Annotated in this window: 18 protein-coding genes and 1 tRNA gene; 8 read left to right on the forward strand and 11 right to left on the reverse strand. The window is 45.0% G+C overall.

Going from position 1 to position 20778, the window contains the following annotated elements; translation table 11 throughout:
* Positions 1–26: 26 nt before the first annotated feature.
* Genes LEP1GSC061_RS14915 through thiD form a run of 3 tightly spaced genes read left to right on the forward strand, consistent with a single transcriptional unit; the run spans position 27 to position 3014 of the window.
* On the forward strand, positions 27–1850 hold the full coding sequence (locus LEP1GSC061_RS14915; RefSeq protein ID WP_016546448.1) for a sensor histidine kinase: 1824 nt from the start codon (positions 27–29) through the stop codon (positions 1848–1850).
* Positions 1847–2197 carry an MGMT family protein gene (locus tag LEP1GSC061_RS14920; protein WP_016546248.1) on the forward strand — a complete coding sequence of 117 codons (351 nt, stop codon included), beginning with the start codon at positions 1847–1849 and terminating at the stop codon, positions 2195–2197. Before LEP1GSC061_RS14915 ends, LEP1GSC061_RS14920 begins: the two co-directional genes overlap by 4 nt.
* Positions 2198–2216: 19 nt before the next feature.
* Positions 2217–3014 (forward strand): bifunctional hydroxymethylpyrimidine kinase/phosphomethylpyrimidine kinase, encoded by a 798-nt coding sequence (gene thiD / locus LEP1GSC061_RS14925; protein WP_016546783.1) that lies wholly within the window; start codon positions 2217–2219, stop codon positions 3012–3014.
* Between the two features lie 9 nt (positions 3015–3023).
* Here the strand turns inward: thiD and LEP1GSC061_RS14930 are convergent, their stop codons facing one another.
* From LEP1GSC061_RS14930 to hisB, 6 genes are all read right to left on the reverse strand, one after another.
* Positions 3024–4832 carry a DUF885 domain-containing protein gene (locus LEP1GSC061_RS14930; protein WP_016546683.1) on the reverse strand — a complete coding sequence of 603 codons (1809 nt, stop codon included), beginning with the start codon at positions 4830–4832 and terminating at the stop codon, positions 3024–3026.
* Between the two features lie 22 nt (positions 4833–4854).
* Positions 4855–5385, reverse strand: a complete 531-nt coding sequence (locus tag LEP1GSC061_RS14935; protein ID WP_016546321.1) for a hypothetical protein — start codon at positions 5383–5385, stop codon at positions 4855–4857.
* A 22-nt stretch (positions 5386–5407) separates the two neighbouring features.
* Entirely contained in the window at positions 5408–6625 is a 1218-nt protein-coding gene (locus LEP1GSC061_RS14940) for a vitamin K epoxide reductase/DsbA family protein (RefSeq protein ID WP_016546019.1), read from the reverse strand.
* 96 nt (positions 6626–6721) lie between these two features.
* Positions 6722–7456 (reverse strand): 1-(5-phosphoribosyl)-5-[(5-phosphoribosylamino)methylideneamino]imidazole-4-carboxamide isomerase, encoded by a 735-nt coding sequence (hisA, locus tag LEP1GSC061_RS14945; protein WP_016546139.1) that lies wholly within the window; start codon positions 7454–7456, stop codon positions 6722–6724.
* Positions 7453–8085 carry an imidazole glycerol phosphate synthase subunit HisH gene (hisH, locus tag LEP1GSC061_RS14950; protein ID WP_016546745.1) on the reverse strand — a complete coding sequence of 211 codons (633 nt, stop codon included), beginning with the start codon at positions 8083–8085 and terminating at the stop codon, positions 7453–7455. Before hisH ends, hisA begins: the two co-directional genes overlap by 4 nt.
* Entirely contained in the window at positions 8082–8663 is a 582-nt protein-coding gene (gene hisB / locus LEP1GSC061_RS14955) for an imidazoleglycerol-phosphate dehydratase HisB (RefSeq protein ID WP_016546508.1), read from the reverse strand. Before hisB ends, hisH begins: the two co-directional genes overlap by 4 nt.
* A gap of 115 nt (positions 8664–8778) precedes the next feature.
* Here hisB and LEP1GSC061_RS14960 point away from each other — a divergent pair.
* Positions 8779–8860 (forward strand) — tRNA-Leu (locus LEP1GSC061_RS14960).
* Positions 8861–9058: 198 nt separating this feature from the next.
* On the opposite strand, the gene LEP1GSC061_RS14965 is transcribed toward LEP1GSC061_RS14960, so the two are convergent.
* The 4 genes from LEP1GSC061_RS14965 to LEP1GSC061_RS14980 form a co-directional block, all read right to left on the reverse strand.
* On the reverse strand, positions 9059–12199 hold the full coding sequence (locus LEP1GSC061_RS14965; protein ID WP_016546494.1) for an efflux RND transporter permease subunit: 3141 nt from the start codon (positions 12197–12199) through the stop codon (positions 9059–9061).
* Positions 12183–13592, reverse strand: coding sequence for a TolC family protein (locus LEP1GSC061_RS14970; protein WP_232218482.1), 1410 nt, complete (start codon positions 13590–13592; stop codon positions 12183–12185). Before LEP1GSC061_RS14970 ends, LEP1GSC061_RS14965 begins: the two co-directional genes overlap by 17 nt.
* A gap of 11 nt (positions 13593–13603) precedes the next feature.
* Positions 13604–13843: a YgaP-like transmembrane domain gene (locus LEP1GSC061_RS14975; RefSeq protein WP_016546309.1), complete on the reverse strand. Its 240-nt coding sequence runs from the start codon at positions 13841–13843 to the stop codon at positions 13604–13606.
* Positions 13844–13979: 136 nt separating this feature from the next.
* Complete coding sequence (locus LEP1GSC061_RS14980) at positions 13980–14243, reverse strand: metal-sensitive transcriptional regulator (protein WP_040508932.1); 264 nt, start codon at positions 14241–14243, stop codon at positions 13980–13982.
* Between the two features lie 223 nt (positions 14244–14466).
* On the opposite strand from LEP1GSC061_RS14980, the gene LEP1GSC061_RS14985 reads away from it, so the two are divergent.
* The 3 genes from LEP1GSC061_RS14985 to LEP1GSC061_RS14995 all read left to right on the forward strand — a co-directional run bounded on the left by LEP1GSC061_RS14985 (position 14467) and on the right by LEP1GSC061_RS14995 (position 18063).
* Entirely contained in the window at positions 14467–15078 is a 612-nt protein-coding gene (locus tag LEP1GSC061_RS14985; protein ID WP_156844567.1) for a hypothetical protein, read from the forward strand.
* Positions 15079–15226: 148 nt separating this feature from the next.
* Positions 15227–16840 carry a long-chain fatty acid--CoA ligase gene (locus tag LEP1GSC061_RS14990; RefSeq protein ID WP_040508933.1) on the forward strand — a complete coding sequence of 538 codons (1614 nt, stop codon included), beginning with the start codon at positions 15227–15229 and terminating at the stop codon, positions 16838–16840.
* 32 nt (positions 16841–16872) lie between these two features.
* The gene (locus LEP1GSC061_RS14995) at positions 16873–18063 is read left to right on the forward strand and encodes a multidrug effflux MFS transporter (protein WP_084680520.1); all 1191 of its coding nucleotides are present in this window, start codon (positions 16873–16875) and stop codon (positions 18061–18063) included.
* Positions 18064–18390: 327 nt separating this feature from the next.
* Here the strand turns inward: LEP1GSC061_RS14995 and lpxD are convergent, their stop codons facing one another.
* Complete coding sequence (gene lpxD, locus LEP1GSC061_RS15005; RefSeq protein ID WP_016546605.1) at positions 18391–19443, reverse strand: UDP-3-O-(3-hydroxymyristoyl)glucosamine N-acyltransferase; 1053 nt, start codon at positions 19441–19443, stop codon at positions 18391–18393.
* A 350-nt stretch (positions 19444–19793) separates the two neighbouring features.
* On the opposite strand from lpxD, the gene LEP1GSC061_RS15010 reads away from it, so the two are divergent.
* Positions 19794–20729: a ferredoxin reductase domain-containing protein gene (locus tag LEP1GSC061_RS15010; protein WP_016545987.1), complete on the forward strand. Its 936-nt coding sequence runs from the start codon at positions 19794–19796 to the stop codon at positions 20727–20729.
* Positions 20730–20778: the final 49 nt, after the last annotated feature.

The raw sequence follows: 20778 nt of genomic DNA on the forward strand, positions 1-20778 counted from the left end.
CTTAAGCCTAATTTTACGGGCTAGCGATGAAAATCATACGCAAATTCGGACCTATTTTCGGTCTTGTTTTAGCCGCATTTCTCCTGCAATCGGCTTTGATACTCGCATTGGATCTGCGATCGCTAGATCCGGATCGTATCTCGGCCTTATGGATCAGTCTTCCTTTTACTACTCTGGGTGCCATCTTCGTTTGGATCTGGTTTAATAAATTCGGAGAAGAATGGACTCTCTCATCCACTTTATCCAAGTTAACGGTTAAAGACCAGGAGTACGTGAAGTATCTTTCTTCCCTGGATAAATTCAAAAGCGATCTAATCGCGACAAATATTACCGATAGTGTCTGCGAGAAAATCGTAAAATTTCTCCCGAACATCGTGGATCCGGAAAGGGCGAAGATCTATCTTTGGAGAGAGGATCTGGGAAAGTTTTGCCCTTATCCCAACCAGGAAGGAGAGGATCATTTTTATATTTTCGATCCGTTCCTACTCTGGATCACGGAACATGATCGGATCTTTTATTCGGAAGAATTTCTGGAAAATGCGAAGTACCTCCAGATTCGCGAACACGCTCTCACATTCTCCACCAAAACCAAGGCGGAACTACTCGTCCCCTTTATCCTAAACCGAAGCCTTCTTGGCATGCTCGTGCTCGGCCCCAAAAAGGACGGAAAGAAATATACGCACTCCGAGTTGGATAAATTAAACGAGCTCCGATCCGTTTCGGTGATGTCCCTATCCAATTCTATTTTCTACGAAAGACTTATAGAACTCACCGAGACTCTCGAAGAAAAAGTACGACATAGGACGAGAGAATTGGAGAATGCGCAATCCCAATTGATCATGTCCGAAAAAATGGCCTCCCTCGGAACCATGGTGGCGGGTATAGCCCATGAGATCAACACCCCAGCGGGAGTGATCAACGGTTCGGCTCATAATCTGGAATCGAATATGAATTATATCGTTAAGAATGTATTCGAGATCGTTAAGTTCGCCAGAAACAAGAAGTTAAGAAAATCCTTCGAGGTGGCTCTTCTTCATATTCTTAGAGAGAGAAAGAAAAGCCAGGTTATGGAATCCAAAGATAAATTCCGAATCAAAAAGGACCTTCGCGAAGAGATGTTAAGCATGGGCGTGGATCCCGGCTTATCGGGAGAAGTGGCTTCCTTTCTTATCGAAGGGGACATTATGGATGTACGGAAGTACATTTACGAAGTCTTACTTCAAGGAGACAAATCCGGTTACGAGATCCTTAAACACGCATCCAATACTAGTAGAAACATTAAGAATATAAAATATTCGATCACAAATATCGTTCGAATCGTAAAAGCACTCAAATATTACTCCCATCTAGACCAAAGCAAACTATTCACCAGTGCCGACCTGATCGAGGGAATCGAAAATACGTTGGTCATCATGAACAACCAACTGAAATACGGAGTGGAACTTAAGAAGAATTTTTCTCCGATACCGAAGGTAGTATGTAACCCGGACGAGCTGAACCAGGTATGGACCAATCTTATCCAAAATGCGAACCAAGCCATTCGAGGCCAAGGAGTCATCGAACTCTCCGTATTTCCCGCAGGAGATAAAGTGATCATAGAAGTCCAAGACGACGGCCCGGGAATCAATCCCGCGATCAAGGACAGGATCTGGGATCCGTTTTTCACTACCAAAGACCAAGGGGAAGGATCCGGATTGGGCTTGGGTATCGTTAAAGGTATTTTAGAAAAACATAAAGGCAAGATTACCGTAGATTCTGTCCCCGGTAAGACCGTATTCAGAGTGGAAATACCTTTAAGACCTCCAGAGCCGGGATCGGAATCGAATTCCGCGGAGAAGCCGGCTGTATGAAAGGGATTCCTAAGAAAAAAACGAAGCCAGTCGTTCGAGAAAACTTCTATGACTTAGTATTTCGGATCGTCAAAAAAGTACCTAAAGGAAGGGTCACAAGCTACGGAAGGATCGCGGTCCTCGTCGGCAAACCTAGAGCGTCGAGAGCCGTAGGTTACGCGCTGAATTCCCTAAAAAAGGGACAGGAACAGCAAGTCCCCTGGCAGAGAGTCATCAATAGCCAGGGGAAGATTTCCTTCCGAGGGGATACCCGAAGAGCCATTCTTCAGAAAAAACTTCTAGAGTCGGAAGGAGTGAAATTCTCCAAAGAAGAAATAGTGGATTGGAATCTCTTCGGCTGGCCGTAATCTTGTCCGAGAGGTCCTAGTGTCCAAGCCAGTAGTAGTCACTATCGCGGGTTCCGATTCCGGAGGAGGTGCCGGAATCCAAGCGGATTTAAAAACTTTTAACGCTACCGATTCTTTCGGAGCTTCCGTTTTAACTTGTTTGACCGCCCAGAATCCGGACGGGGTAACGGGAATTCTAGAGGTGGACTCCGACTTCTTGGAAAAGCAGATCCACGCCGTGTTCTCCTATTTTCCGATTCGCGCTGTGAAGACCGGAATGCTTTTCTCCGAGAAATTGATTCGGACCATTGCTTCTTTATTAAAAGAATATAAATCCGGATCGGAATTTCATTTGGTTCTGGATCCGGTCATGGTTGCCACAAGCGGGGCAAAGCTGCTGCAGGATGATGCAATCTCTTCCCTTATTTCCGAATTGATTCCGCTTGCAGGCCTTATCACTCCTAATCTGGACGAGGCGGTGATCTTAGGAGCGGAGAAAGTAAACGAACCTGGAAAAATGAAACCTGCGGCGATTTCTCTATCTAAAAAACTGAATGTACCCGTTTTGTTAAAGGGCGGGCATCTCAAAAATGCAAAGGAAGCTTTGGATGTTTTAGCCTTTCCAAACGGTGAAAACAGGGAATATTCCAGGCCTTTTGTGGAAGACTTCAATCCTCACGGAACAGGTTGCACTTACTCTTCCGCGATTGCCTCCTACTGGGCCCAAGGGAATTCTCTCCCGGAAGCGGTGGAGAAAGCGAGGGACTTCCTTCATAGGGCGATTCTTCAATCCTATTCAGCCGGAAAGACCAAGACTCTAAATCACAATCCTCTCTAAATAGAGAATTTATCTATTCAGAGTCTCCTTCGAAGCCGCCTCCAAGATTTCGAGGGGAAGAGACCCTTTTCCCAATACGAATCCGTGGTATTCCTTGATATCGAAGGCATTCCCTTTCGCGGCTTTCCATTCTTCTCTCATCTTTAAGAAGGACATCATTCCGATTTTGTAGGAACAAGCTTGTCCCGGATATACGATGTATCTTTCTATCTCGGAGGCCACTTCTTTTGGCCCCATGCCGGTATTCTCACCCATATATCGTATCGCTTGGTCGCGACTCCATCTCTTATAATGGATACCGGTATCCACGACGAGGCGAACCGCTCTGAATAACTCCGCCTGGAGTCTTCCCAAATCTATATAAGGATCCGAATAATAATCGTAATCTTTGGCTAATCTCTCGGCATACAAGGCCCAACCTTCCGCGAAAGCGGTGAAATGAGTCGTTCTAAGTTTTCTAGGAGCGGAGGTAAGCTCTTGGGACCATGCGATCTGCAAATGGTGACCGGGAATCGATTCATGATATGTTAATGTGTTCATTCCGAATTTCGGAATTTCCTTCAAATCTCGTAAATTTGCGTAGAATACACCGGGGCGCTTTCCGTCCAGACTAGGCTCTTCATAATAGGCTCCTGCCGATCCAGCCTGCTTGAATTCCGGAACCCTTTCCACTTCCACTTTCGCCCTCGGCCATTCCGGAAACAATGGTTTGGATTTTTCGATGGAATCCGTTAAGATTTTCTTATATGCTTGGATTACTTCATCTTTGCTTTCCGGCTTATCCGGAAATTGAAACTCGGGTTTTTTCCGCAGCTCTTGCATTACGTTCGGAATACTCCCCCCTTTGATTCCGACGGACTCGAAAATGGATCTCATTTCGGCTTGGATTCTGGATACTTCGTTCAATCCGATCGTATGAACGTCCTCCGGACTCAAAGAAGTCGTCGTATGATATTTTAGAACATGCGCGTAGAAGCCGTCTCCATCGGGAAGCTTCCATACGCCGGCCTTATCGTTCGTTTGTTTCTTTTGCCTATCTAAGAAGGATTCGAGTTTGGAATATGCCGGGTAAATGGATTCCGAGATGATCTTCTTAGTTTCTTCTAAATAGGTTTTCTTATCCTCCGCGGTTATTTCCTCGGTCTTATCCAGCTTTTTTAGAAAACTTTTATATAAGAGATTTTCTTCCGGATTCTTAACGCGAAAGTTTTGTAATTCCTCTATCACTCTCTTTAGAATGAAATCTGGAGGAACGACTCCTTGCTCTTCTCTGATTTCTAGACCCTTCAGGACCTGATCTATTTTCACGGATATTCCGTTCAGACGAGAAATATACGCATCCGCGTCTTCCTTGTCGGCGACTATATGCAAACTTGCCAGAAAAGAAGGGATATGATTCTGAACTCCGAACAGTTGGTTGACCGGATAATAATGATAGATGTATTTTTCCCCTTCCGCGGCCATAGAGAGATCCCATTCAATCGCTCGATAATAAATCCGATCCTGCTCGTTCAGATTCGAAGGATCATAACTCCTCAACACTTCCAATTGCCGCTTCGCCTTATCCGCCCTTTCCATTTCTTTTTCGGGAGAAGAGTCCGACCATTTGCGATTATGAGAACGAATGCCCCAAGAATCCAAAATCCGCAGCGAAGTAAGGGTTTCCGGATCGTCCAAAACGTTTTCCCAGAATATTTTTTCATAATACAAGCCTAGGGTAAACGGACGGAAATAGATCGTATGCCAGACTATAAAAGCGAATACTAATATAAAGACCGGAAGAGAATAGATTAGGATCCTGATCGCTCTTTTCAACACGGAGAAAACTCCTTAGGAGAATTTAGAAGAGTGGAATAAGTACTTTGGATAAGAATAAAAGAATGAGACTCCAAATCGCCGAAGCCGACGCCGCAAAAGCCAGGGAATTCGCCCAGTCCAATAGAGGAACGCAAACGAATAGAAACATCCCGAGATAGGAATATGCACGATTTTGCACGTATAATGTCTTCTGCCATTCGAAGAAACCTTGTCGGAAGTCCTTTGCCTCTCCCTTCGCCTTATGTAGAAAGATCCATTCCGATATGAAACCGAACACGGCAAACAACAGAAAGAATCCGGAAATAAAAGGAATCCAAGACCATTCCGGAAGAATTTCCGGATAAGCGATTTTCAAAATGGGAAAGGATAAAGAGATTAAAACCGAAAAGGGAAATAGAAATACTCTCCGAAAAATCCGACTCTCGGAGAGATATTGGAAAAAAGGAACCCTACCCGGCATCTGATGCGAACCGCAGAAAAGGCATTTTTCCGAATCCGCCAATATGGAAGAGCCGCAGTTCCTGCAGCGGACCTGCTTCTTTATCTCTTCCATAGTTTCAGACACCGAACTTACCTTAGATCTTTTTGATCAGATTTTCTATCAGGGCCCTCAGGAATTCTTCCTTGGGAGTCCCGCTTTCAATCGGTTTATTATTTATGAATAGACTTGGAGTGCTGTGAATCTGTAGCTTGTCCGCCTCGTCCACTTCATGATTGATCTGATCTTTTACGGCCACCGACGACAAGCAAGAACGGAATTGATTCATGTCCAGCTTGAGATCCTGAGCCTGAGCAAGAACCGTGGAAAGAGTGTGCATGACCTGATTCTCCGTATTCTTGTATAGGGAATCATACATAGCCGGGAATTTTTTCTGCTTATCCGCACAAATTGCGGCGGAGGCGGCCACACAAGAGCTGGCTTCCGGTCTCGGAGAAGAAATAAGACGATTGCAACTACCATCCAAAGGAAAGTTCTTATACACGACTTTTACCACTCCGTCGTAGTCGCGGAGAATTTTTTTCAAAATATGGGAAGTGTGCATACAGTGTCCGCAATTGAAATCCGCGAATTTTACGATTGTAATCGGAGCATTCGGATCTCCTTGGAAAGAGGCCCCCTTAATATCAATCGAAACCGTTGGAGCCGCCTCGTAATCGGAAAGTTGTTTTTGGATGCGAGAGAGTCCGGTATGTTCCCCTTCCACAAGGGAATTCGTAAAGGATCTACCACCTATCAAACCAATCACTAAGGCTCCTAATATTACAATCACGTAATTTAGCGCTTCTTTAGAGATGGAGGGAATCAATTGTGCCGGGGACTTATCCTTAATATCTCGGATCTGGATATAAGTTCCTACAAGTAGCAATACGGTAACCGCCCAAGTGGCAGCACAAAGCCCGCAAACCGCGTCTATATAAAATACCGAAGTCGCAAAAAGCCCGAGATCGATTACGAATCCGACAATAAGCAGATAGAATGCGAGAAGAAGATATTTGACGGATTCCTCTTTTTGAGTTTCGGATCTGACAAAAAGAAAAGCGAGGAGTCCGTAAAAAACGAAACCGAAAAGAGCAATGGGAATATCCCCGAAAAACGGAACATTGCGGATCGCGGATACCGCACTTTCGGAAACCTTATTACAAGAACCTGTTTCGCTCAAGGCATCGCAAAGGGCCTGAGCGACCCCGTCTCCGCCTTGTCCGCCGAAGTATTTTCGGATCAGGAAAAAGGATATGACTGCTCCGATAGCAGCTAGAGCGGATAAAATATAATTAGATGGCAGTTTTTTCATTCGGGACTCCGATTCCAAAATACCTTTATACGGACCAGGAAGGAGTAAGGAAAGAAAAATATAGGAAGATTTAGGAGTCTGAGAGCTTTTAGGAAATCAGTCGGTTCCTAAACTCGTGATCGCTTCCGCCAGATCGATTTTTCCCTCATAGAGTGCCTTTCCCGTAATTACCCCGTAAACCGGAACGGGAGTACCGAGGACGGACAGAGCCATTATATCCTTTAAAGAGGAAATTCCACCGGAAGCGATGACTTGAAAATTATATTTCGTCAATATTTCCTTGTACGCGTTCAAATTCGGCCCGGCAAGAGTTCCATCCTGGGCTATATCTGTAAAAATAATATGCTCTACTCCGGCTTGTTTCATTTTAGCAAGCAAATCCAGGTAATTCACGCCGGAGTCTTCTTCCCAACCGGCTATTTTTACGATTCCATCTCTAGCGTCGACCGCAACGACCACCCGGTCCTTTCCGTATTTTTCCAAGGCGAAATCCAAAAGCTTAGGATCTTTTACGGCGGCAGTTCCCAAAATGAATCTGTCTATTCCAATGGAATCGTAATATTCTAATTTTTCCTTATCCCTGATTCCTCCTCCCAATTGTATCTTAAGTTTGGTGGACTTGCGGATATTGGAAATGGATTCGCCGTTGATTCCGATTTGGTTTCTCGCTCCGTTCAAATCCACCAAATGCAAAAGTGTGGCTCCATTCTTTTCAAAACCTTGCGCCAATTTCCAGGGTTCGGTAGAATAGACCGTTTTTTCTTCGTACTTTCCCTTGAATAAACGAACTGCACAATTATCTAATAGGTCGATCGCGGGAATCAGAATCATAAGGATCGGATGAAATTCTCCAAAATTTTTAGACCGTAGGTATGGGACTTCTCGGGATGGAATTGGGTACCGAAAATATTCCCTTTTTCGACGACCGCGGGGAATCGCTCTCCATAGTAATCGCAGAGACCGCTAACCGCCTTTCCTTCCACATCGACCGGTCTGTACGAGTGGATGAAATATACGAAGGACTCGTCGTCCAATCCGTTCAATAAAACGCTTTTAGAAGGATTCCGTTTATAAAGGCGATTCCATCCGATGTGAGGAACCTTATAATTCTTGCCTCGAAACTTTCTTACCTTGCCCTTTATATAGCCTAAGCCTTGGACTAACTCTTTCGGATTTCCGGAAACTGTCTCATCCGAATCCTCGAAAAGAATTTGGTATCCGATGCAAATTCCGAAAAGAGGTTTTCCAGATTGAACGTGCCCGTCCACATACTTGCGAAGGCCTGATTCGTTCAGGTTATGCATCGCTTTATCGAAATGGCCGTCGCCAGGAAGAATCAAGGCATCGGCAGATTGTAAAACTTCCGGGTCTTTGGTATAAATGAAATCTTTGGTAAAATGAGAAATCGCTTTTAGACAAGAATGAATATTACCCATCCCATAATCTAAAACTGCGATCACTCCAATACTCCCTTTGTAGAAGGAATCATACCCGCCGAAGCCGGATCTATCTCCATGGCCATACGGAGAGCCTTACCTAGACCCTTGAAAATAGACTCATGAATATGGTGGCGATTTTCGCCGTAATGAACCACAACGTGCAGGTTCATTTTCGCGTTCAATGCGAACTTTTGTAGGAACTCCAAACTCAATTCCGCATCATAGATTCCGAATTTTCCGGTCAATTCCGGTCCGGTATATTTATAATAATATCTGCCGCCCAGATCTACTGCAACCGTAGTCAGGACTTCGTCCATAGGAAGAGTATAATGCCCGTATCTGCGGATACCGGCTTTGTCTCCCAGTTGCTTGTGTATAATATTACCGAGAAGAATCGCGGTATCTTCCACGCTATGATGGCAATCGATTTCTATGTCTCCTCGTAACCAAAGATCCATATCGATCAAACCGTGTTTAGAGACATGGGAAAGCATATGCTCGAAGAATGGAATCTCCGTATCGAACTTGTACTTACCCGTTCCCCGGATATTCAGGGCCAATTTAATATCCGTCTCCGAGGTTTTGCGTTCTTCTTTCATTCTATCCTGACCCTACTTTCCCCTTAATTATCGTGTCAATGAATTCCAAAAATAAGCTGACGGAAAGGCCTCCCGCTTAAAATTATCCAACAGGGAGAAATCCCTCCAACCACGCGCCGAAGTGGCGGAATTGGTAGACGCACTGGTTTCAGGTACCAGCGGGTAACACCGTGGGGGTTCGAGTCCCTTCTTCGGCAAGAATTTTCATTAAGCAAATAAACTTGGGACTCGAAGCGAGGCCGAGAGAGCAAACATAGCGACCATAGGAGCGTCATGTTTGCGACCGAGGGACAGGAAGTCCCGAGGCTCGGACGAGACGCCGTGGAGCACAGTCGAACACGAAGTGAGACTGCGAAACGGCGAGTCCCTTCTTCGGCAAAAAATTTCCTCTCCTTTTACCTTCTCCCAGAAAACCAAAAGTAAAATGCGGGAACCGCAAAACGACTGAGTATCGTCGCGGCAATTTCTCCGAAGATCAGAGAAACGGCCAGGCCTTGGAAGATAGGATCGAATAGCATTACCGAACTTCCCACAATCACCGCCGCTGCCGTCAGAAACATCGGCCGGAATCTTACAAGTCCCGCATCCAAAACCGCTTGCTTAGTGGATTTTCCGGATTCTATCTCCGCTTCTATGAAGTCCACAAGAATGATGGAGTTTCTCACTATGATACCGGCGCCCGCAATAAATCCGATCATAGAAGTCGCCGTAAAATAAGCTCCCGCAATCCAATGTCCGGGTATGATACCGATCAAGGAAATCGGAATCGGAGCCATAATTATGATAGGCAATCTATAACTCTGAAACCAACCGAGTACTAGAATATAAATGAGAACCATCACAATCGCAAAGGCCCCGCCCAAATCTCGGAACACTTCGTAAGTGATGAACCATTCTCCGTCCCACTTGATCACTGGATTCTTAGTATTCCAAGGTACGTCCGCCGTTTGAGTCGGATATTTGATTTCCGGCGATAAGGAAAGAATTCCATACACGGGGGCCTCTTCCTCTCCGGAGAATTCCGCGGTGACGTATTCCAGTGGTTTTAGGTTTTTACGATGCAATGTGCCCGACTTCTGAATTTTAGAAGTTCCTAATAATGCTTCGGAACGGACGGAACCTGCCAAAGGAGAGGAGATCCCCCAATTGGCGAAAGGCTCCGAACTGGATCTGAATTTTTCGGGAACGGACAAATCCACGGAAACGTCTTCCGGATTTTCGGATTCGGATAATAGAAATACGGAAGATTCTCTGAAATAGTAAGCCGCATTATTAGCGAGAGATGCGGAAGAAGTCCCTAAGATCCCACCTTTATTAAAATCGAACGGATAGAGGATCTTGGGGCGATTCTCCCTTAAGCTCGAATCCAAGTCTACGACTCCTTTTTTCTTTTCCAAGATCTCCAATACTTCTCCGGCGATTCTCTTTCTTTCCGCATCCGTAGGTCCGTAAATCTCCATTACCAATGTGGAGAGAACGGGCGGCCCGGGAGGTATCTCCAAAATTTTAGTCAAGGCACCGTTTCGTTTTCCATAATCGGAAAGCAAAGGGCGAATGGATTCGATGATCTCATGACTCTTTCCCTTTCTTTTTTTCTTTTCCTTAAGAACGATATGCAGGTCCGATTTCCAATCGTCCCTTCGTAGAAACGTATGCTTCACCATTCCCGAGAAGGAGAATGGAGCGGCTTCTCCTGCAAATATCTGTATTTTCTCTATATTCTCATTCTTTAATAATAGAATCGCCAGCTCTTTACTTCTTTCCAAATTCTCGGATAAAGGAGTTCTAGGATCGAAATCCAGGGTCACTTGAAATTCGTCCTTATCGTCGAAAGGCAACATCTTCACCTTCACGGCCTTCGTTAAAACCATTCCCACCGCGAATGAAAATAAGAGAAGAATGGTAAGGACTAGTTTTCCTAGATTCTTCGGCGATTCCAATAGCCAGCTTGCTATTCTAAGATAGATCGAATCCAATTTGGAAACTTTGCCGGGAGACGCCGAATGAGAAGTTTGCTCCTTCAATACCTTCGCAGCCACCCAAGGAATAACGGAGAAAGCCACCAAGAGAGATAAAATCATCGCAAGGCTCGCTCCGACTGGAATCGGTTTCATATAAGGCCCCATCATTCCCCGAACGAAAGCCATAGGGAGTATCGCAGCGATTACCGTAAATGTGGCGAGAATAGTAGGATTTCCTACTTCGGAAACGGCGTTTAGAATGGACGCGATTTTATCCTTGGTTTTGGAGAAAGCAAGATGCCTTTCAATATTCTCCACTACCACGATCGCATCATCGACCAAGATTCCTATGGAGAAGATGAGCGCGAATAAGGTCACACGATTCAGGGTATATCCCAAGAAGTAATAGATGAATAAGGTTAACGAAAGTGTCACAGGTATCGCGACGAAAACCACAAAGGAAGCTCTCGCACCCATCCACAGTGCGATCAACAGGGACACGGAGAGTGTAGCGATAATCAAATGCTCTATAAGCTCCTTAGACTTTTCGCCTGCGGTGAGCCCGTAATCCCGAATCACGGTTACTTTCACGTCCTTGGGTAGGGATACTGCGAATTCTTCTCCTCTTTCTCGGATCGTTTTGGAAAGCGCCTCTATATTCGTTCCTTTTCTTTTGGAAAAGGAAATAGTAACCGCATTTTGCGAATTCGATTTTTCGAATAGAACTGATTGACGAACTCTTTCTTCCGGACTCTCACGAACTTCCGCCACGTCTCCTACTCGGACGCTTCTTCCCCAACTTTGTTTAATGGGAATCTGCCTAACTTGGTTTTCCGTTCGGATGGAAGAATCCAATTCCACATCCAGAATCCTTTCTTTTCCCCAATTCTTTCCTAACGGAAAAGAAGAGGCGTTTCCCTTCAATGCTTCCGAAAGCTGGACCAAATCGACTCCTAATTCCGTCATACGGATCGGATTTGCGATCACTCGAATCGATTTCCTTCTTCCGCCTAAAAGTTCCACTTTAGAAAGATCGGGAGTGGAGGATAACTCTCGAGCAAGAGGAGCCACCAGAGTTCGTAGGGAATAGTCGTCCCTTTCGGTGGAACTGAAAGTCAACGCTAAAAAAGGGACATCGTCTATCGTAAAAGATTTGATGGATAGATCTTTGATTGCCGGCAATCCGGCTCTTACTTCCTGAAGTTTATGATGAATTTTTAATAAAGAAGGCTCCAATGATTCCCCGACTTTGAATCTCACCGTTACCATGGAACGATGATCCTCCGTCGCCGAATAAACGTATTCCACTCCTTCCAGACCCCAGACCGCTCTTTCTACCGGCTCGGTAATCTTGCGTTCTTGCTCTTTAGCCGTATACCCGGGAGAAAAAACGGAAATATCGATCATAGGAACCGAAATCTGAGGCTCTTCTTCCTTAGGCGTTAGATAGACGGAGAGAACCCCCACCAAAATGCTAACTACTATAAAAATCGGAGTCAGTTTGGATCTTGTAAAGACGCTCGCAACTCTGCCGGCAAATCCGGAATGCTCCTGGATTTTATTCGGATCTTTCATGATTTTCCTCCGCGTAAAGTGTAAGCTCCGCTCTTGTTCTCAAATATTCCAATGTAGAACCGTCCATCGCCTTTAAGGCGTCCGCCGTTCTCGAAAAACTTTCCGCCAGCTGAGCTGCAGGAATGTTTCCTCGCTTAAATAAAGTTTGGGATAGTTTGAGCTGTTCGAATTGGATTCTAAAGGAATCCAGAGAATTAGTTCTATTTTCCGAGAGAGTTCTCTCCCTCTCCAGAAGCATTATAAAATTAGAATTTTCCTTGGCCGATATCTCGTCCGCTCTGGTCGCTGCGGCGTCTGCAAGAATATCAGCTTCCTTTTTGGAACCGATATCCGTAGGATTCAAAAGATTCATTTGCAGATAAACTCCCGCATTATAGGAACTCGCGAAATTCCTATCGCCGGCGTAAGCGTAAGCCTCCGTATATACCCCGGCCTTAGGTAAAAATTTGGATTTTTCCATCTTTGCCCTTTCGCGGCCGATTTCGGACTGGATCTTATACGTTTTTGAAAGGGGAGTATTGCCGCTTACCCTGGAACTAGGAATCGGCATATAGTCTTCCAAAAATCTCATGAAAGGAGATTCTTGCGGTTCGAAGGATTCCAACGAATTTCCGGAGAGAATACGAAGAGTCTCTATGGATTCCTTTTTTAACAATTCGACTTCTTTCTGTTCCGAAAGTAATCTGAGTCGCAAAGATTTTAAGGCAAGGTATCCGGAATGTCCGACAGGATTGGCCGTCGAATCCAATCGATACGATCTTAGAAAACTATCCAATTCTTCTAGGATTCTTTTTCTTTCCTTTATGGATCCTGAATAGACTAAAGACGCTTGGTATGCGATCGCCGTTTGCTGGAATATGGTTCGCTTAATGTACTCGTTTTCCGAGCGGCTCGCTTCCCATTCTTTTTCCTTCACTTTCTTTAATGTGGATCGGTACCCTCCTTCGTAGAGAGTAATCTCCAATCCTAAAGTACCCCGGGAGTAAGTATTCGCTCCCGGATGATTTAAGGTATCCTTGGCCAAAAGATTACTCGTATTCGAATTTAAATTTTGGTAAGGTTGGTTATTCGAATCCAAATAATTTCCCGGATTAGATCGCACGCTATAAGTGGAAAAATCCGATTGAGTTGCGGATCTCTGTCCGAGTTTACCCGCAAAATTCAGAGTAGGATCGTCCGTGTTATAGGTACGAATATCCGAATAGATTCTGGGAAGCCAATGCAATCCGGCACGGAAACTCGCCGATTTTGCCGCTTCCATTTCCAAAGATTTGGACAATAAAGTCGGAGAATGCTCCCTTACTTTCTCCCATACGGATTGAAAATCTTTCCTTTCCTGGGCAAAAAGAAAGTTCGGGAACAAAAGAGCCACTCCGAACGATAGTAGAAACATTCTCCAGGCTTTCATGCGATTCCCTTATAGGCTCCGCATTTTTCAGAAATGCCTAACTTGCGCAAAAGGATAGCCATCGGACAAAAACCTGTCAGCGAAAAGACCACCATATTCACGCCGACCAGTGCATTCAGTGCAAATCCCCACTTATCCACAAGTAAGCCCAAACCTAAACCGATTAAGGAAAAGGATCCGGCGATTAGGAAGAGGACCCTCTCCAAATACCAAGTGCCATTAGTTCTCGATTCCATATATACCCCCCTAGGTATCTATATAGACCATATACCCATGGGGGTATATTAGATTGCAAGCTTTTTTAAGGGGAAACGAAAAAGCCCCCGGAAAATCCGAAGGCTTTATAACTAGGAGGGAAAATAATGGGAGATATTAGAGGGAAAAGGCGGCTTTAATCGCTTTCTTTACGTTATTTTGGACCGTTTGGACTTTCTTTTCCGCAAAGCAACGTTCCATATACTCTTGGACATACGCCTCGCCGAATTTCTTTAAGGCCTGGCTAGATGCCTTAAGAAGCAATAAGGTCTTTTCGCAATCGTTCTCGTCGCTATAGAGAGTCTTTTCAATAGCCTCTAATTGCCCTTGGATTCTATGCAATCGGTTGCTAAGCTGCTTACGTGCTTCTTCAATGTTCATAGCCTATACCCTATGTGGTATAATCGCCTGTCAATTCTCTTTCCGGATTTCGATACGAATTGAAAAAGGAAATGAATAATTTTTAGAGCTATTTACTTTAGGAACGGTTTACATGAAATTTCTTTCGTTTTGCTTATTCGGCCTTCTTTTTATACGCTGCTCCTCATCCTTGCCTACCGCTTTCAAAAATAATACCGAGTCTAAGGAACTTTATTCTAGCTGTATGCGGTTCTTAGAAGAAGGAAGCGAATCCATTACGGAAGACACCTTATTGCAAGAGTTACGAGAGGCAGCCGCTAGCGGAAGTTCGGATACTCTGAATTCGGGAGAACTAGTCTACGATACCCTTAGCAGACAAGGAAGACACCTTCAATTGAATCCCCAGGGTAGAATCGAATATTTCAGAATTTTACCGGTAAGAATGGAATCCCGAGATGCCGTGAATTTTCTATGTGCCGAGTATATACGTTGGCAATTGGAGAAGAATTTTCAAAAGGCCGCTATAATAACCAAAGGCGAACCTAAGAATGAACTCGGTCTCGAACTGCAAAGGGAGAATGTAAAGGAATACGGACGATTTTCCCGTGTACTCAAAGGAAAACCGCAGATCATTAAAAATTTCTTATTCTTTTCCTTGGATCCTTATATTACGGGAAAACTCGGACTACCGATCAGTCCTTGTAAACTTTCGGAAGAGCTAAAGGAATCGATTAAAATCGCCGTAGAAGGATTAAGCGATCGGGATGCGGTTCTATCCTGGACCGCTTCCATCCGATCCATATCCACTTACGAACTCGGGTTCACGCTGGCTGGTTATTGCAATAAAGTGGAATGAAGCGAACTCCGTTTGTTTAATCGATCAACTATCCTATCTTACATCTGATTAAGATCAATGTAACGTAAATTTTCTTCGATTCTTCTTGACCTACCTTATAATAAGAGAATAGGCTTTGCCGAAATATTCGATCGATGCGGAGAATCGTATGCGTTCCACAATGATGGATTACCCGTTAATCCTACCTTCCATTCTGAAAAGAGCTAAGGATGTACATCCTCATAAAGAAATCGTCACCAAATGGCATGATAACTCCATTCAAAGATATACTTACGGAGAATTCTATAAGAGAACCGTCCGTCTGATGAACGCTTTGCGAAAGGCGGGCGTAAAACCGGGGGATGCGGTCGCGACATTCTGTCTGAATCATTCCGTGCATTTGGAGTTGTACTTCGCTATACCTTCCATACGAGCCGTACTCCATACCGTAAACGTTCGATTATTTCCCGAACAGCTAGTCTATATTATTAACGAGGCCAAAGATAAATTTATTTTCGTCGATAAATCCTTGGCCCTCGCTTTGGAAAAGAATCTGGATCAAATTCGGAATGTGGAACGCTTCATCATCATAGACGACAAGGAAAACATTCCCTTCCCGAATCTCCCGAACTCCATCTCTTACGAGGAATTCCTGAACACAGGAGACGATACCGAGAATTTCGTTCCAATCGACGAATACGAAGCTGCAGGGATCTGCTATACATCCGGTACTACCGGAAATCCGAAAGGCGTGGTTTATTCTCATCGGTCTACATATCTACATTCCATGTCGATTTGCATGGGGGATGCACTGGGATTAAGAGAGGCAGAGAATGTTCTTCCCGTCGTCCCTATGTTCCATGTAAATTCCTGGGGGATTCCATTCGCTTCCGTAATGACCGGTTGCAAGCTCGTCTTCCCCGGTAAGCATTTGCTCGGCGCAGCTTTGGCAGAATTGTTGGAAGCGGAGGAAATCACTCTCACCGCAGGAGTTCCTACTGTTTGGAATGTTCTCTACCAACACTTAAAGAAAAACAAATATGATCTTAAACTCCATACCATGGTGGTCGGGGGATCCGCAGCGCCGAAGGCTCTGATCCAGGGTTTCGAAAAGGATTTCGGTATCTCTATTCTCCACGCCTGGGGAATGACGGAAACTTCTCCTGTAGGAACGGTTTCTCACCTACGCGGATCCATGAAGAATTGGAAGGACGAAGAACGTTATGCTTATCGGGCCAAGCAAGGAGTCCCCGTTCCAGGAGTAGAAATTCGTGCGGTAGACGACGACGGCAAAGACGTCCCGAAAGACGGAAAAACTCCGGGCGAACTTCTGGTTAGGGGTCCTTGGATCGCGGCATCCTATAAGAGCGGTGAATCGTCCGAATCATTCACACCGGACGGTTGGTTTAGGACGGGCGACGTAGTGGTTCTGGACAATTTCGGTTATATGCAGATCACTGATCGCAAAAAGGATCTCATTAAAACTAGAGGAGAATGGATCTCCAGCGTGGATATGGAAAATCTAGTGATGGCCGACTCTGATGTGTTGGAAGCCGCTGTGATCGGAAGGAAGGATCCTGTAAGAGACGAGGCTCCTGTCGTCTTCGTCGTTCCTGTGGAAGGAAGACAAGTGGACGCGAAAAAGATTCACGACCATCTGAAGGAACATTTCGCTCATTGGCAATTGCCTAAGCTGGATGATATCCGGTCGGTTTCCGCGATTCCTAAGACAAGCGTCGGTAAATTCGATAAGAAAATACTTAGGAAACAATTAGAAGAATAGACCCTCGAGTCCGGCTTTCGATTCTTTGTATCGTGGATCAAAAGCATCGCGGACTGATTATCTTACTAGGGGCGCTCACTGCGATCGCCCCTTTTTCCATCGACATGTATCTCCCAGGAATGAATTCGATTGCAAAAGACCTCGGCAGTCCCATTTCTCAGGTACAATATACGTTAACCAGCTTTTTTGCCGGGATTTCCTTCGGACAATTGCTCTACGGACCGATCATTGATCGATTCGGCCGAAAGATTCCTTTGGTTTTCGGACTGCTTCTTTATATCACTAGCTCTTTGGCTTGCGGACTTTCTAATTCCGTCGAATCTTTAATCGTTTTCCGATTTCTGCAATCTCTGGGCGCCTGCGCGGCGATGGTGGTACCTCGCGCAGTGGTTCGTGACGTTTTCTCTCCTCACGAAGGAGCCAAGGTATTCTCTCAAATTATTCTAGTGATGGGAATCGCGCCGGTTCTCGCTCCTAGTGCGGGAAGTTATTTGCTTCATTATGCAAATTGGAACTGGATCTTTTATAGCTTAACTGCGATTTCCTTTTTGATGCTCTTAAGCACAATCTTCTCCTTCCAAGATAATAAGGGTCCGGATAAATCTATTTCTTTGAAGATCGGCCCGGTGATCAAAGAGTATTTTGAAGTATTTTCCAATCCAGTTTTTAGGACTTATGTTTTAAGTTCCGGATTTTCCGCGGCTGTGATGTTCGCTTACATTGCGGGTTCTCCTTTCGTCTTCATGAGTTTAAACGGGCTTTCTCAGGAAGATTACGGAAAATTGTTCGGATTGAACGCATTCGGTCTAATTCTATCCAGCCAGATCAATCGAATCCTTTTGAAGAAGTACGAGGGGGGAACGATCGTAAAATACGTAGGATATTCCTACCTGATCTTTTGCTCTTTACTGGTTCTATTCGAAATTCTTCATCTAGGATTTTTACCGATGCTCGTGCTGATCTTTCTTTTAGTCAGCGCATTCGGTCTTCTGGTTCCGAATGCATCGTCCATAGCCATGGCTCCCTTTGCGAAGAATGCGGGAAGCGCTTCTGCCTTGATGGGAGCGTTGCAAATGGTCTTTGGGGCTTTGTCGACCGCGGCGGTCAGTATTCTACACGACGGAACCGCTTATCCGATGATTCTTGTAATGGCGGTCTCAGGTATTTTGTCATTGGCCTGTCTATTCCTACTAGGAAAAAGACATACTGCAACCAAGCATTAAAGAAAAGGCGGCATTCCTTTTTAAGAAGAATGTGCCTATTACTTTAATTACGGTATTGATTTGCTTCGCTCAGGAGAATTACTTTCTCGGAGCGAGGTTCAAGCAGACTATCCGCGTAAGACTCCAACAACCTTCCCAATTTTTCTTTATGGGGGAAGTCCGGCCTAAAAGTTTCTAAATCCGGAACTCGGTCCGCGATTTCGGAATTAGGTCGGGGATTCACAGTTGCGCCTCCGTGGATTTGGGATAACGAAGGCTCCCCCTCTCCCGAATTATGTCAACTCGGAAGAATGGGGACTTTCCGGTTTTTGACCCGGTTTTAGAGAATCACTCCTCTACTGTGATTCCTAGCTTGGATTCTATTCCTTTGATTCTGCGGGCCCATTTCTGGAAGTTTACCACGTTTTTGATGTTTACCCTTAGTTTTTGGAATTCGGGGAAAGTCAGACCGTAATCCCAACCTACGTAAATATCCGCCTTAGGAAGAGTATTTCTTACGGAGGTCCCTCCTCCTACGATGGTTCCGCTTGGGATACCGATATGGTCGGCCACCCCACAGCCTCCTCCGATCGTTACATTATCTCCGATCGTTGTGGAACCTGCGATTCCGGTATAACCGGCGATCACAACATTCTTTCCTAGAACGCAATTATGACCTATGTGAACTAGGTTATCGAATTTACATCCGTCGCCGATGATCGTGTTCTCCAAACCGCCCCTATCGATTGCGGAATTGGATCCCATCTCGACATCGTCTCCCACGATAACGGTTCCTACTTGCGGGATCTTATTGTGTTTTCCATTTGCGAATACGAATCTGAATCCGTCTCCACCGACAGTACAATTTCCGAAAGATCGAAATCGTTTTCCGATTAAAACGCCGTGATGGATAACGTTATTCGGCCCTATATGAGAACCGGCGCCTATTCTCGCACCTCTTCCTATATGGACTCCGTCTTCCAAAATAGTGTCGTCACCGATCTCGGCCGATTCTCCTACGGAAACGAAATTACCCACGTAAACGTTCTTACCGATCTTTGCGGAAGGATGAACGAACGCACTATGTTCGATCTTACTCTCGAATTTATGAGGAGGATAGATCAGATCCAAGACTTGAGCCAATACCAAATCCGGTTTGTCTACAATGAGACAAGGTATCTGCAATTCCTTGGCGAACTCAGCGGTGGTAAGAACGATACTGGACGCGGTATTCTTCGCATTGGATAGCATCTTTTTATTTGAGAGAAAGCTAATACTCTCTTTCTGCCCCGGATGGATCGGGCTGACGGAATGAACGATAACTGATTTTGGATCGGTGCAATTTTCGATTTTAGCACCGGAAATTTTGGCTGCAAGTTCGTCTAGAGTGAATCTAGCCATAAGAACCCTCTTATTCGGCTTTTATTTTCTAACCAGCTTAAGGAGAGTCTTCATTCGTATCCATCCCAAAATTTAGGGGGTAAGAGTCGATTTATCTCACTGAAACAAATGTACATCGTTCGTTAAAGGATTCATCCGCAGTACCGATCGCTTTATTCTGCTATGCGAACCGAAAAATACAAGGAAAGGATTACGACTTATATCCGATCGCGTTTACCAAACTTAGGACCCCAAGAAGACATAAGTCTTATATACGCATCCTAATGAGACAAATATCCCGTTTGACGAATTCGCTTCCGAAAAAAATCTGTAATCCATTAGAAATCGAATTCAGGAACCGAAACCCGCCTATGAAGCCCGTGAGAGAGCCGCAGATCAATATATTCAAGAAATCCAATCCGCTTAAGGCAAAGATTCTTAAAAATGAACGCCTGACCCCGGAACCAGGAAAAGGCAAAAGGCCTAAGAAAGAGGGTGAATCCCAGATTCATAGAATTATCGTCGCCATCGACCATAGCCAGTATCCGTATTTGATCGGTCAATCTGGCGGTATCATTCCTCCGGGCGAAGATCCGGAAAAAAAAGCGAAAGGACTCGCGGATGCGGCTTATACCGTCCGCTTGTATTCCATCGCATCTCCTAGCTATTCCTTCGGAATGAAGGAAGATACGATCGAGTTCATCATCAAACGCGACAACGTTTACGACGCGGAAGGAAATGTCCAATTCAAAGGCGTATGTTCCAATTACGTTTGCGATCTAAAAGAAGGCGACGAGATCAGCATGACCGGACCTTCCGGCAAAAAATTCCTTCTTCCTAATACCGACTTTTCCGGAGATATCATGTTCCTCGCAACCGGAACAGGGATCGCTCCTTTCATCGGTATGAGCGAAGAGTTGCTCGAACATAAGCTCGTCAATTTTACCGGAAAGATCACCATCGTTTACGGAGCTCCTTATTCCGACGAAATCGTAATGTTGGATTACATGAAGAATCTGGAAACCAAGTATCCGAACCAATTCAAATTGGTAACCGCAATTTCCCGTGAGGAAAACAATCCTTTCGACGGCGGCAGAATGTACATCTCCCATAGAGTGAGAATGTTGGAAGCCGAAGTGAAGAAGGTTCTTTCTTCCGGCGGACGTTTCTATATTTGCGGCGGACCGAAAGGTATGGAGAAAGGAGTTATCGAAGAGATCCAAAAGATCGACGGTAATACCTCCACTTACGAAGAATACAAACACCATCTAGAAGGCGCCCATCAGCTTTTCGTAGAAACCTACTAAAAGTTTTCCTAGGAACTTCTCTTAGAAAAGGCTCCCGATCGGGAGCCTT

Source organism: Leptospira wolffii serovar Khorat str. Khorat-H2 (assembly GCF_000306115.2).
Lineage (GTDB): Bacteria > Spirochaetota > Leptospiria > Leptospirales > Leptospiraceae > Leptospira_B > Leptospira_B wolffii.